Genomic DNA, 13,129 nt, shown 5'->3' on the forward strand with positions numbered 1-13,129 from the left:
GCACAACGGTGACAAGGGAGGCTTCTCGATGCTCATGGCACACCCCGCTGTACTGAAGAACCTGATCGAGCAGTACGACACGCTGCGCATCCTGCACGCCGAGGAGGGCAGCACCGAGGTGCGCCAGCGGATGGACGACGTCGCCTACACGCTGTGCGTGGCGACCGGAACGCGAGACATCGACGCCGCTCTCATCGCCGCCCGCCACCAGCTCCCCGGTGCCCGCCCTGAGGACGACTCCCTGCTGACGACGTGACGGTCTGCCCGGCAGACGCGCCTTCCCCGGCACCGGCTGCCGGACCGCCGCCGGCGATCCGCGTCAGATCGTTCGCCAGCGACTCCAGCCACGCCACGGTCGCGTAGTACAGCCGAGGCGTGCCCGGTGGCCCGGCGGCGGCCTTCGTGAACGCGGGATCGATCAGTGGCACCGGCGCGGCCGGGGTGTCACCACCGGGATCCAGCGCCGCCGAGACCAGCAGCATCCGGCCGGCGAGGCGTTCCCCCAGCGTGCCGACCGACTCGGCAACCCCCGGAGCCAGCTCGACGTGCGGCGGCTCCAGGAGGCGTTCGGAGCCCCACAGAGTGTGGTGGCCGGCGATCAGGGTCGCCTGCCAGTCCACCTTGGGCAGCGTCGCCGGGCGGCCCGTGCCGCCGAAGCGTGACGGCTCGCTCTGGAACTGCGCGTACGCGGACTCCGCGAGGATGACCGCGTGATGCAGCGACCGGTGAGCGGGCGCACCCGACGGCGCGGCCACCGCCCCGCCGCCCGCCAGCGACGCGGTGGTGGCCACCACGATCTCCGCGGCCCGCCGCAGAAGTTCCGCGCCCGCGTGGCGCAGCTCGTCATGGGCGCCGCGCGGCCACGCCAGCACCCCGAAGACGGCGCCGATCGCGCTGCCGACCAGCACGTCCAGCATCCGCACCTCGGCCAGCCGCCACGTCGACGGCGCCAGCTGGGCGAAGACCAGCGCCACGAGCACGGTGAAGAGGCCCTGCGCCCAGCCGACACCCCGCACCGGCCCCACCGTGAAGACGAACAGCATCCACACGGGCAGCAGCACGGCGTAGACGGCGGTGTCGGTGCCCACCACGGTCAGGACCCCACCCGCCACCAGCGCCCCGGCCAGTGTTCCCGCGAGCGCCGGACGGATCGTGTGCCAGGTGTCGTCCATGGTCGTCCGGGTGAGCGTGAGCGTCGCCAGCATCGCCCAGAACCCGTGGGGCAGCGTGTCCAATCCGGCCACGAGCCGGGCCGCCGTCAACGCCAGGGCGATGCGCACCGCGTTCTGGAACAGCACCGACCGGCGTCCGGCATGGCCGCGCAGCCGGTGCCACCACAGGGCGGGCGCCCGGACCGTGGCGTACCAGAAGAGGCCCCGGGGCGCCTCGACCACGGCATGCCGGCCCCGCACGGCCCGATCGGCCGCCGCGCCCATCGCCAGCGAGGCATCGGCGATCTCCAGCACGGCGGCGTGCTCCCGCAGCACCGCGGGCGGGAACCGGGCAGCGGCGAAGGAACCGGAGGCGGCGGAGGCGCCGGATGGGCTCACGCCCTCGGACACACCTGCGGGCACGCCTCCCGACAACGCCGACAAGCGCGCGCCGGCCGCGACCAGCTCCTCGTACGGCGCCACAGGTGACGGCCCCGACCGCGGACACGCCCCGGTCGCCGTGGCCAGCTCCGCCACCGCCCGCAGTACGGCGATCACCTCGGGCTCCGGCTCGCGCGGCGGCGCGGGCAGCTGTGCGAGGCGGCTCAGGAGGGTGCGGGTGGCGAGACCGGTGTGCGCGAGGGCGCGATCGTGCACGCCCGGCCCCGCGGGCCGTTCCGCCTCGGGCACGTTCAAGGACCGCAGCGCCTGACCGGCTTCCGCGGCCGCCGCCCTGTCCGCGTCGGTCAGCGTGTACGGCGGCTGGGACAGAAGGCGCGCGCAGCGCGCGGCGGTCCGCAGAGCGTCGGAGGTCCGCTCGCGGTAGGTCGCCGGGACAGGCTCGGCGAAGAGCAGCGCCTCGGCCGCGGCGAGCAGCGCCGGCCCGGCGGTCGTCCCGATCAGCCGGTCACCGAGCGAGTCGGGATCGTACGGCGGGAAGGACGGCAGGATGTACAGCAGCTGCAGCCCCGGCGCCGTCCCCGCCGGACGCGGGCCGCCCACGGCGGCGAAGGCCAGCGCGAACCCGACCACCAGCATGCCCAGCACGGCGCTCCAGGTGCGCACCGACAGGTAGGTGCCGACGGCCACCAGCAGCCAGCACACCGGCAGCACGCGCAGCACGATCGCGGCCCGCTGCCGCCCGGTGCCGGGTATCCGGGCAAGCCCGCCGAGCGCCACCGCGCCGAACAGGGCGTACGTGGCCGCGACAGGGCGGTCGAGTCCGTACCGGAAGAAGAAGAAACCGGCCGTGGCGGCGAGGGCCACGCGTACCGCCCGACGGAACGAGGCGGCGTAGGCCGCCGGGTTCCACGCGAGTCGGAGACCCCTCACCCCTTCAGGATCACCCACGACCGGCGCCCCGGCATCCGACGGCCCCGCAGGTCCAGAGGCGTCAGAGGCCGGCGAGCAGGCCGTCGAGCGGGGCGGGTACGCGGTCGGGGACGAGCGCCTCGACGAGGACGCGGCCGTAGTGGATCTTGCGTCCCTTCTTCGTACCGAAGAAGCGCCGCAACTGCTGCTGTGCGGTGCGGCCCTGCTGCGCCGGCTGCCGCAGGAACGTCCGCAGGGCGCGCAGCTCGCCCTCCGCGCGGACGAGTTCCTCCACCCGTGCCACGCCCAGCGCGCGGATCAGCTCGTCCTCCAGGTCCGCCGCGCAGACGAAGAACTCCTGCCGGGCCGCACCGGCCCGCTCCAGGGCGCGCGCATAGTAGCGGCGCTCCGCCTCGTCGCAAAGACCCGTGAGGCGGAGTCCCAGACCGGGCGGCCCGAGGAGCTGGGTGAAGCGCCCGACGCTCATCGCGCCGCCGATCGGCAGGACGCAGACGCCTTCCGCCGCCAGGTCCCGGCCGCGGCCGGCGGCCAGCGCGTCGACCGCCGCGACGTCGCTGGGCCCTTCGAGGAGGACGACCGTCCGTACGGACAGCCGCGCGGCCAGCTCGTGCGCGGGGTCGCCGGGGCCACCCGCCGCCCATGTGGTGACCGCCTCCTGGAACGCCCCCATGTCAGCCATGGGACGAGTCTGCGCCCTTTTCGGCCACCACGGCAGGGATTTTCCGCTGCCGAGGCACTGCCGGGTACTGCAGAGGAACGCGGCCGACCGGGCGAACCGCCTGACCGGTGTTCAGGACGCGGCCGGGGGCATACGCATGACACGGTCCCCACGGCCGATCCGTTCGACTCCAAGGAGGCACACCGTGCTGGCCATCATCGCGGCGGTCCTGCTCTTCATCGCCTTCCTCATCAACGCGGCGGACATCTCCACCAACGACGTCTTCACCTCGACCAACGTCATGCTGATCGGCTTCGCCCTGCTGGCCCTGCACCTCGCGGGCGTCGGCAGCGGCTGGGCGGCACGGGGGCGCAGGCGCTGACGGTCGGCGCGCCGGGGCACCGCCTGATAGCCTGTGATCTTCGCCGGTCGTCCGGACGGAGTCCGCCTGGCAGGTCGCCATGTCCGGTCCCCAGCGTCAGCTCCAGACCGCGCTCGACGCGCTGGACGACGCCTTCGCATCCGAAGCGCCGTTCACCGTCGCCGGGTGCGCGTACTGCTACGGCGAGCAGGAACTCGCCGAACTCTCCGGCCCGCTGAGCGGGATATCGGACGACCTGCTCGCCGCCGTCGCCGCGGAGACGCCCGACCACTGGGACGACTTCCCGCGCCTGTACCGCCGTCTCGCCCCGCTCGTCGTCCGCTCCGCCGTCACCGGCACGCTCCACGTCGACGAGGACCTCATCGCCTCCCGGCTGGTCCGGGCGGGCTGGACCACCTGGGACGCCCCGCTGGCCCAGGCCCTGCGCGACGTCTGGCAGACCTGGTGGCAGAGCACGCTGCACACCCACCCCACCCCCGTTCGCATCCGGAAGACCCTCGGTCTCCTCACCGTCGCCAACGCGAGCCTGCGCCCGTGGCTGAGCACCTGGACCGCCACCCGCACCCCGGCGGCCGACGCCCACCTCGCCGACTTCCTCGACGACGTGCTGTGCGAGTTCGAGATCACCGACCTGACCATGGGGTTCTACGGCGAGTACGACGCCGGCGCGGAACTGCTGGACTGGCTCCTCACCGACGTGCACGACCGCGTCGACGACGCACGTCTCGCCGACCCGTACCTCCTCGACCACCATCGGGCAGCCACCGCACGGCCCCACCAGCGCCTGCCCTAGGCCCTGTCGTCAAATTCCCGCCTGCCCGGCGACGCCATGCGCGCACTCTCGCCGCACCGGGCCCTGGCCCACGTACATCCGGTACGAGGACCAGGGCCCGGCACGCCGAGAGCACGCACCTGACGCCACCGGGCCCGCCCTCCGGGCGGACGACGGGAATTTGACGACAGGGCCTAGCCGCCCTCGCGCACGGCAACCCGCTACTGGTCTGTACCAACCCCTTGTCCCCGACCCTCCGGCGACGCAAGCTCCCCTCATGGAGCTGGAGTTGCGGCATCTCAAGACGGTCCGGGCCATCGCCGACGCCGGCAGTCTCACCAGGGCGGCGACAGCGCTCGGGCTGGCACAGCCCGCGCTGAGCGCACAGCTCAGACGGATCGAACGGGTCCTGGGAGGTGAGCTGTTCGAGCGGGGACGGCACGGCGTGCGGGCCACCGCACTCGGTGAACTCGTCCTCGAACGCACCCGCGTCGTCCTGCCCGCGGTGACCGAACTGCAGCAGGAGGCGGCGCGGTTCGCCCGCACCCCGCGCGCCACGGCGTGCCTGCGGCTCGGCGGAACCCACGGTCCGCTGCTCGGCGCCCTGGTGGACCGGCTCGCGGACACGCTGCCCGACGCCCGCGTGACCACCTGCGCCTCCTGGTCCGAACGGCAGCTGGCCGACCTCCTCGCGGAAGGCCGACTGGACTTCGCCCTCGCCGGGACGTGCGGGTCCGCCGCCCCGCCGGGCGCCGAGGGCCTTCAGTGGCGGGAGATCGCCGTCGACCCGGTTTTCGTCATGCTGCCGGAGAACCACGCGCTCGCCACCGCGCCCGACGTCGGCCTGACCGAACTCGCCGGTGAGGAGTGGGCGTGCGTGCCCGGCGACGGATGCTTCGGGGACTGCTTCACCGCCTCCTGCGCCCGCGCCGGTTTCACACCGCACCGCGTGTACGAGACGGACACCGCGTCCGTGGTGCACCTCGTCCAGGTCGGCCGGGCGGTCGGCCTGTGCCGGGCCACGTTCCCGGCCACCCCTGGCGTCGTCACCCGGCCGCTGCGCGGCACGCCCCTGGCCTGGCGGCACCTGCTCGGCTGGCACGGGGGGACGCAGGACGCGGACACCGCCGCCACCGTCCTCGCCCAGGCGCGCATGGCCCACGCGGGCGTGGCCGCGCGCAGTGACAGCTACACCGAATGGCTCGCGGCACACCGCGTGCCGTGAAGCGACCCCGGCTGCGCGGCAGCCGCGTTCCATAACACCGGGGAGAGGGTCAACCGATGCCTTACGCGGGTTGGTTGACCCTCCTTACGGTTTCGGCACCTCCCCACCGAGTGAGAAACCCGAACCGAGGAGATCCCCCATGCTCCGACGACACACCCGGGCCAGAGCCACGGGTGCCGCCGTGGCGGCGACGGCCGCCCTGCTCGTGGCCGGGCTCAGCGGCTCCGCGAGCGCCGGGCAGGCCGTCGCCCCCACTCCGCCCTCCGCCGCGGAGACCCTGCGCACCGACGCCGCCGCGCCCGCCCTGCTCCGCGCCATGGAACGCGACCTCGGTCTGAACCGGCAGCAGGCGGAGCGGCGGCTGGCCAACGAGGCCGAGGCCGGCGCCACCGCGGGCCGCCTGCGCGCCGCCCTCGGCGACGACTTCGCGGGCGCCTGGGTGCGCGGCGCCGAGTCCGGCACGCTCACCGTGGCGACGACGGACGCCGACGACGTACGCGTCATCGAGGCGCGGGGCGCGCGGGCCACCGTCGTACGCCACTCCCTCGCCGACCTGGACGCGGCCAAGGCACGCCTGGACCGGGCGGCCGAACGTCAGGACGCGACCGACGCGCCGGTCCGGTACGTCGACGTACGCACCAACACGGTCGTCGTGCAGGCCGTACGCCCGTCCGCGGCCCGCACCCTCCTGGACGCGGCCGGCGTCGACCGCTCCCTCGCCCGGGTCGAGCGGACCAACGACCGGCCCCGCGCCCTGTACGACCTGCGCGGCGGCGAGGCGTACTACATCGACAACAGCGGCCGCTGCTCGATCGGATTCCCCGTCACCCGGGGCACCCAGCACGGCTTCGCCACCGCCGGGCACTGCGGCCGGGCCGGGGCGAGCACCAGCGGCCACAACCGGGTGGCCCAGGGCACCTTCCAGGGCTCGACCTTCCCAGGCCGTGACATGGCCTGGGTGGCCACCAACTCCCAGTGGACGGCGACCCCGTACGTCAAGGGCGCGGGCGGACAGAACGTGCAGGTCACCGGGTCCACACAGGCGCCGGTCGGCGCGTCCGTGTGCCGGTCCGGCTCCACCACCGGCTGGCACTGCGGCACGATCCAGCAGCACAACACCAGCGTCACCTACCCCGAGGGCACCATCACCGGCGTCACCCGCACCTCGGTGTGCGCCGAGCCCGGCGACTCGGGCGGGTCCTACATCTCCGGCAGCCAGGCGCAGGGCGTCACCTCCGGCGGCTCCGGCAACTGCAGCAGCGGCGGTACGACGTTCTTCCAGCCGATCAACCCGCTGCTGCAGAACTACGGCCTGACCCTCAGGACGACCACGGACCCCGGGGAGCCGGGGGAGCCGGGCGAGCCCGGTGAGCCGGGCGGCACCTGGGCGGTCGGCACCGTCTACCAGCCGGGCGACACCGTCACCTACGGCGGCGCCACCTACCGGTGCCTCCAGGGTCACCAGGCCCAACCGGGCTGGGAGCCGCCGAACGTACCGGCGCTGTGGCAGCGGGCGTGAGCCGCTGAGCCGGGGCACCACCGCGTGACCGACCGCTCCCCGGACGAGGCCGACCGGACGTCCGGGGAGCGGCCCGCGTCAGGGGCCGGGCCCGGGGTCCGGCCGTACCGCGGACGTCAGTCCGGCCCGTGCCGCTTCCAGCTGAGCGGCGAAGGCGATGCCGAGGAACAGCACGACGCCCGTGAGGTTGGCCCACAGCAGGAGCGCCACGAACGCCGTGAGAGGCCCGTAGACGGCACCGAACGAACCGCTCTCGGCGACGTACAGCGTCAGCAGCCACGTGGTGCCGACCCACAGCACCAGGTGGACGGCCGAACCGAACGCGAGCCAGGTGTAGCCGGGCTGGTCCCGCCGCGGCGACCAGCGGAAGATGACCGCGGAGGCGACCCAGGCGAGGACGAAGCCCACCGGGAACCGCAGGACCTCCCACCACGCCGACACCCCGGGCCGGCCGAAGGCCTCGGCCGTCGACTCGCCCACGGCCTCGCCCGCCACCAGGACGAGGAAGCCCAGGACCATCGGGACGCCCGCGGCGAACGCGAGCAGCAGGGCCCGCCCGTACTTCCGGGGGAAGGGCCGGTCGCGTTCGATGCCGTAGATGCGGTTGGCGCCCCGCTCCACCTGGCCCATGGCCGAGGCCAGATTGAGGACCGAGAAGGCCAGCCCGACCCACAGCGCGACCGTGCCCCAGACGTCGGAGTGGGCGCTGCGGCGGGTGCCGTCCAGCGCCTCCTCGACCACCTCCGCACTGGCACCCGGCACGATCCTGCCCAGGGTCAGTTCGATGATCCGCCCGACGCTCTCCGTGTGCGCGGCCGTGGCCACCCCGACCAAGGCGATCATGAAGGGCACCAGGCCCAGGACGATCTGGAAGCCGAGGGCGCGCGCGTTGGTGAAGCCGTCGGCGTACCGGAACCGCGAGAACGCGTCGGTCAGCAGCCGCACGCCTCCGTAGTGCCGCAACGCGGTGAAGGCCTCGTCGCCGGAGAGCTCCTCCCCGATCATGTCCCGCGTCTGCGGAACGTGTACGACCGTCCCCATCGTCTGCGTCTCTCCTCGCACCTCGGGCCGGCAGCGAGCGCGATCACCGGGGCGCCTGCCGCTCCGGCTCCCGGGATACCGTCTGCCCGGCCGCACGCGAAGCAGGCGTGCGGCCGGGCACCACCCGGGCAACCCGCCTGGCCGCCGCTGTCAGCTCTTTCCGACGACGATCACTTCGTCCCGGTCGTCCCAGCGGCGTCTCTCGCTCTTGGGCGGGTTGATCCGCAGTCCGTGGCCGGGATCCGTCGACGCGTCGACGTGGCTCCGGTACCCGATGGCGCACTCGCCCCGCTCACGCGCCGCGGCCACGACCGTGGCGAAAGCCGTCTCGCGGCCCGGCAGGACGTACTCCGCCGCCGGCCTCAGATGCACCCCGCTGCCCTCGGCGGAGAACAACTCCTCGAACACCGCCGCCAGGTGCCTGTTCTGGGAGATCTGCGCCATCAGCAGACCGATGAGCTTGCCGCTGATGATCACGTCGGCTCCCGGGCTGATCGGAGCCAGTGCCCGGTTGCGGTCGTCGATGAGCTCGGTGACCACGGGCAGCTCCAGTCCGGTGGCCCGCTCCAGCTCCTGCAGCAGCAGGAGGGTGACGAGGGTCCGGTCGTCGGGCTCCTCGTCCGGCAGCCGGTCGGGGGCGCAGTCCTCGCCGAGCACGATGACGCTGTCGTACGAGGCGATCTCCAGCCGGCGCAGGGTGTCGCGGCGGGTGATGTCGCCCTGGTGCAGTGTCAGCGTCAGTCCGGCGCCGACGCCGCTGTCCGCGTCACCGACCTGCCGGACCGTGGCGTCCGAGGCGTCCGTGACCACGTCGACGGCCGAGCCGGGCCGGGCGCAGCGGCGCAACTGGTCGACGATGAGGGGCGCTCGGCGGTTCCAGCCCAGCAGAAGCACCCGCTCCGGCCGGGCCGGCGCCGACTGCGCACAGGCCATCGCCGTGTCGTCGGCCAGGTGGGAGCAGTCGTCGAGCCAGATGGTGTCGTCGTCGCGGGAGATGACGACGAGCAGGTCGTCCGGGCCGATCCGCGTGTGCGGCGGCGGACCGAGCAGGGGGACGTCCCGCATCAGTCCGACGACGCTCGACGTCGCGTAGGCGAGCAGCGCGTCTCCGAACGGGCGTCCGACCAGGGCCGGCGCGCTGGTCAGGTAGAACTCGTCCCCGGCGAAGTCCAGCAGTTCGCGGTGGACCAGGGAGAGACCGGGGCGGCGGGCGGCCTGGACGATCAGCGCGGCGGTGATCACGTCGCTCTCCAGGACGATGCCGCCCGGCCCCGCGGCGAGGGAGGCCGCGAGCCGGTACCGGTCGTCCCGCACGGCGGCGACGACGGGCGGGCCCGGCTCGCCGCCGGGCAGCGCGGCCTTGAACGCCAGCAGCGTCTTGACCACCTGGGCGTCGGCGTCGGGTGCGTCGTGGGGAAGGACCAGTACGACGCCGGCGGCGGCCGGGTTGGTCAGGGAGAGCACGGCCGGGTCGGTGGTGGGGCCGCTGCGGCAGATCAGCCGCGTGCGGCCGGTGGGACCGGCCTTCGTGTTCAACGCCTCCTCCATCTCGGTCTTGTCCCGGTCGGCGAGCACGGCCACCGCCGCGCCGTACCGGTTGGCGTTGGCGGCCACCAGCTCGCCCACCACCGTGAAGACCTGCTCGGACCAGCCCAGGACGATTGCGTGCCCTTCTTCCAGCACGGTGGAACGGCCCCTGCGCAACGCGGTGAGCCGTTCCGTGAACGCCGTGGTGATCAGGCCGACGAGAGTGGAGACGTACAGCAGGGCGACGAGGGCGAGCAGCACGGACAGCAGCACCCGCACAGGTGTCCCGGTGGCGCCGCCCAGTCGCAGTGTCTCCCCGGTGTGGCGCCACACCTGCACCAGCCTGTCCAGGCGGGACGCCGGTGCGTCCGGGTCGGTCCACACCAGGATCGTGCTGGCCGGAACCACGACCGCCAGACAGAGCAGGGCCAGCCAGCCCACGAGGGCGGGGGCACCGCGTGTGAGCGTGCTGTCGAACCAGTAACGAACCCTGTCTCCGAGCGGAGTACGCCGCGGCGCCACCCTTGTCCCCCCTGTCGCGGTACATCCCCGCCGGCAGTGTGCTGGCTCGGCGGCCGCGACGGACGAGGACCGCGGCGAGTTCACACCTTCGGGCAGATCCCACGAGCGGCCGAGCCGCGACGGCACGGCTCGGCTATTTAAGAAGTGACAGAAAGACTGTCAAGGGTTCGGTCCGGTCCAAGCCTCTGCCTCGGACTCGTCAACTGCCAAAGCGGGACACTTTGTTGAGGGGTATGGCGCTCGCGTGTGCTGTCCGGTCCGGCGGCCGCCCGCGCCGGAAGGAATTACGTTGACGCGCCCCTGACAGAACACTATTTCCGTGGCACGCTGCCTCACGCACGTCTATCCGCACCGCTCTTCGAACCCCACCCTGCCCGTACGCGGAAGCCCGGGCACGGCAGAAGGAGACATGCGTGAGACGCCATCGCACAGCCGCGGGCATTCTGCTGGCCGTCGGAGCCCTGTTCACCGGCGGGCTCGTCGAGGCCGGCACGGCCAACGCGGCAGCCCCCCACAGCGGTTCGGGACAGTCCGTACCGGCCCGCACCTCCTCCGTCGCCGAACAGCACTCGGCCCGCGCCTTCTGGACCGCCGACCGCATGCGCGGCGCCACCCCGCTCGATCTGCTGCTGACCCCGCGGGCCGCCCGGCAGTTGAAGACCCCTGCCACCGGTGGACGGACGACGACCGTCGAACCCACCGCCGGCCCCGCCGCCTTCCCGCAGGCCGGTGGCGCGTGGAGCGGCGGCGGCGCCGTCGTCAAGACGTCGGGCCGGGTGTTCTTCACCTTCCAGGGACGCACCGCCTCCTGCTCCGGCAACGCCGTGACCAGCCAGAACGCCAGCACCGTCATCACCGCCGGGCACTGCGTCAAGTACCAGGGCAGCTGGCACACCAACTGGGTCTTCGTGCCCGCCTACGACAACGGCAACGCGCCGTACGGCCAGTGGACCGCGACCAAGACGCTCACCACCCCGCAGTGGGAGGCGAGCGAGGACATCAACCACGACATCGGCGCCGCGGTCGTCGCCCCGCTGAACGGCCGGACGCTCACCTCGGTCGTCGGCGCGCAGGGCATCCAGTTCAACGGCGGCTACAACAAGGCGATGTACGCCTTCGGCTTCCCGGCCGCCTCGCCGTACGACGGGACGAAGCTCGTCTACTGCAGCGGCAACAGCTCCAGGGACTTCCTCTTCTCGCAGGACCACAGTCTCGGCTGCAACATGACGGGCGGCTCCAGCGGCGGTCCGTGGTTCACCGGCTTCAGCGAGGCGACCGGCACCGGTCTGCAGGTCTCCGTGAACAGCTTCGGCTACACGTTCCTGCCGAACCGCATGTTCGGCCCGTACTTCGGCGACGAGGCGAAGGCCCTGTACGACAAGGCGCAGACCTCCTAGCGACAGCGGGGGCGGCGGGTGCCGACGAGCGGCAGGGGAACGGCGTACAACCCTTGCCGTGCGCGGCGGGTCTTGGTGACTACCGAGCACGCGTCAGAAGCGACCGGCCCCTCGTCGCCCCCAGGGGGTTCCCCTTGTATTCCAGAACACTTCAAGCCTCCGCCGTCGCCGTCGCCGCTGCCTCCGCCGTCATCGTGCTGTCGAGCACGGCATCGGCGGGGGCGTACGGGGACAGCTCCCGCGCCTCCCGCGCGAGTGCTTCCAGCCCGCACCCCGCGGTGCCCACGCGGGCCGACTTCGACGGCGACGGACACGCCGACGTGGCGATCGCCGCTCCCGGGGGCACCGTAGGCGGCAGGTCCGGTGCGGGCTACGTCGCCGTCGTCTACGGCATGGCCGCGGGGCCCGACGGCGTCAAACGCCAGATCATCAGCCAGAACCGCTACGGCGTTCCCGGCACCGCCGAGACCGGGGACCGTTTCGGCGACTCGCTGGAGGCGGCGGACCTGGACGGCGACGGATTCACCGACCTCGTGGTCACCGCGCCGGGCGAGGACGTCGGCGACGCCCGCGACACGGGAACGCAGACCGTGCTGTGGGGAGGAGTGGGCGGACTCGCCACCGGCGCCTCGCTCGGCACCGGCCGGTCGGCCACCGAAGCCGGCGACTTCGACGGCGACGGACACCTGGACCTGGCGAGCGCCGACCGGCTGCGGTACGGACCCATCGGCCGGACCGGCCAGGCCGCCCGCACCACGCCGCTCGTCGCGCCTGACGCCGGGATCCGCGGCGTCCGCGCGCTGCGGGCGGGCGACGTGGACGGCGACGGCGTGACCGATCTCGTGATCAGCGCCGCCTCGGCCGGCACCGGCGGCTCCACGGCGATACGGCTGCGGCTGCTGAGAGGCGGCGACCGAGGCCTGGAGGCGGGACCGGTCATCGCCGCCGACACGGTGTCGGCGGAGAGCATCGGGCTCGGCGACACCGACGGCGACGGCCGCCAGGACGTCGTCTTCGGACGGCCCGGCGCGGCCGGCGGCGGTCTCGTCGGGGTCGTACGGGGCACCGCCGAGGGCTTCGCGCCCAGGGCCGCGTTCATCGGCCAGAACACATCCGGGGTCCCCGGAACCGGCGAGAACGGCGACCGCTTCGGCACCGACGTCCGCGTCGGTGACGTCACCGGCGACGGATACGCCGACGTCGTCACCGGCGTCCCCGGCGAGGACCTGGCCGGCCGCGTCGACGCCGGCGGCTTCGCCGTCCTGCCCGGGAGCGCGGCGGGCATCACCGGCCGCGGCGCCGTCGCCGTCAGCCAGAACACGGCCGGTGTGCCCGGCACAGCCGAGAACGGCGACGCCTTCGGCAGCGCCGTCGCCGTCGTCGGCGGACACGTCGCCGTCTCGGCCCCCAAGGAGAACGGGGGCACGGGAGCCGTGTGGGTCCTCGCCGGGTCCGGCTCCGGAGTCGACCCGGCCGGATCGGTCTCGTTCGGGCCGCGCACGCTCGCCGCCCCGGTGCCGGGAGCGCGGTTCGGTTCCGCGTTCCACCAGTGACCCCGGCACCGCCCGACAGAACACCAGAAGCCACCCCCGCCACCCGCACC

General features: G+C 73.5%; 11 protein-coding genes. 7 read left to right on the plus strand and 4 right to left on the minus strand.

The window, feature by feature from the left end; all coding sequences use genetic code 11:
- The first annotated feature begins 28 nt into the window (after nucleotides 1-28).
- Nucleotides 29-256: a DUF5133 domain-containing protein gene (locus ACSU6L_RS36910; protein WP_073943978.1), complete on the plus strand. Its 228-nt coding sequence runs from the start codon at nucleotides 29-31 to the stop codon at nucleotides 254-256.
- On the opposite strand, the gene ACSU6L_RS36915 is transcribed toward ACSU6L_RS36910, so the two are convergent.
- Together ACSU6L_RS36915 and ACSU6L_RS36920 are read right to left on the minus strand one after the other, a co-directional pair.
- Nucleotides 192-2,483: an FUSC family protein gene (locus ACSU6L_RS36915; RefSeq protein WP_437064043.1), complete on the minus strand. Its 2,292-nt coding sequence runs from the start codon at nucleotides 2,481-2,483 to the stop codon at nucleotides 192-194. The two genes, ACSU6L_RS36910 and ACSU6L_RS36915, sit on opposite strands and share 65 nt — an antisense overlap.
- A gap of 61 nt (nucleotides 2,484-2,544) precedes the next feature.
- Nucleotides 2,545-3,162 (minus strand): TOPRIM nucleotidyl transferase/hydrolase domain-containing protein, encoded by a 618-nt coding sequence (locus tag ACSU6L_RS36920; protein WP_437064044.1) that lies wholly within the window; start codon nucleotides 3,160-3,162, stop codon nucleotides 2,545-2,547.
- 184 nt (nucleotides 3,163-3,346) lie between these two features.
- Here ACSU6L_RS36920 and ACSU6L_RS36925 point away from each other — a divergent pair, with 184 nt between their 5' ends.
- The 4 genes from ACSU6L_RS36925 to ACSU6L_RS36940 all read left to right on the plus strand — a co-directional run bounded on the left by ACSU6L_RS36925 (nucleotide 3,347) and on the right by ACSU6L_RS36940 (nucleotide 7,039).
- Nucleotides 3,347-3,523 carry a hypothetical protein gene (locus tag ACSU6L_RS36925; protein ID WP_437064045.1) on the plus strand — a complete coding sequence of 59 codons (177 nt, stop codon included), beginning with the start codon at nucleotides 3,347-3,349 and terminating at the stop codon, nucleotides 3,521-3,523.
- A gap of 79 nt (nucleotides 3,524-3,602) precedes the next feature.
- A complete protein-coding gene (locus ACSU6L_RS36930; RefSeq protein ID WP_437064046.1) occupies nucleotides 3,603-4,316 on the plus strand; it encodes a hypothetical protein in 714 nt (237 codons plus the stop codon).
- 256 nt (nucleotides 4,317-4,572) lie between these two features.
- Nucleotides 4,573-5,520 (plus strand): LysR substrate-binding domain-containing protein, encoded by a 948-nt coding sequence (locus tag ACSU6L_RS36935; protein ID WP_437064047.1) that lies wholly within the window; start codon nucleotides 4,573-4,575, stop codon nucleotides 5,518-5,520.
- Between the two features lie 139 nt (nucleotides 5,521-5,659).
- Nucleotides 5,660-7,039: an alpha-lytic protease prodomain-containing protein gene (locus ACSU6L_RS36940; RefSeq protein ID WP_437064048.1), complete on the plus strand. Its 1,380-nt coding sequence runs from the start codon at nucleotides 5,660-5,662 to the stop codon at nucleotides 7,037-7,039.
- Nucleotides 7,040-7,117: 78 nt separating this feature from the next.
- Here ACSU6L_RS36940 and ACSU6L_RS36945 read toward each other — a convergent pair whose 3' ends face one another.
- Both ACSU6L_RS36945 and ACSU6L_RS36950 read right to left on the minus strand, forming a co-directional pair.
- A complete protein-coding gene (locus tag ACSU6L_RS36945; RefSeq protein ID WP_437064049.1) occupies nucleotides 7,118-8,080 on the minus strand; it encodes a YihY/virulence factor BrkB family protein in 963 nt (320 codons plus the stop codon).
- A gap of 150 nt (nucleotides 8,081-8,230) precedes the next feature.
- Nucleotides 8,231-10,129 carry a CASTOR/POLLUX-related putative ion channel gene (locus tag ACSU6L_RS36950; protein WP_437064050.1) on the minus strand — a complete coding sequence of 633 codons (1,899 nt, stop codon included), beginning with the start codon at nucleotides 10,127-10,129 and terminating at the stop codon, nucleotides 8,231-8,233.
- A gap of 413 nt (nucleotides 10,130-10,542) precedes the next feature.
- Here ACSU6L_RS36950 and ACSU6L_RS36955 point away from each other — a divergent pair, with 413 nt between their 5' ends.
- Both ACSU6L_RS36955 and ACSU6L_RS36960 read left to right on the plus strand, forming a co-directional pair.
- Nucleotides 10,543-11,526, plus strand: coding sequence for a trypsin-like serine peptidase (locus tag ACSU6L_RS36955; protein ID WP_437064051.1), 984 nt, complete (start codon nucleotides 10,543-10,545; stop codon nucleotides 11,524-11,526).
- 134 nt (nucleotides 11,527-11,660) lie between these two features.
- Entirely contained in the window at nucleotides 11,661-13,079 is a 1,419-nt protein-coding gene (locus ACSU6L_RS36960; RefSeq protein ID WP_437064052.1) for an FG-GAP-like repeat-containing protein, read from the plus strand.
- Nucleotides 13,080-13,129: the final 50 nt, after the last annotated feature.

It is taken from the genome of Streptomyces sp. enrichment culture (assembly GCF_964272855.1).
In the GTDB taxonomy this organism is placed as follows: domain Bacteria; phylum Actinomycetota; class Actinomycetes; order Streptomycetales; family Streptomycetaceae; genus Streptomyces.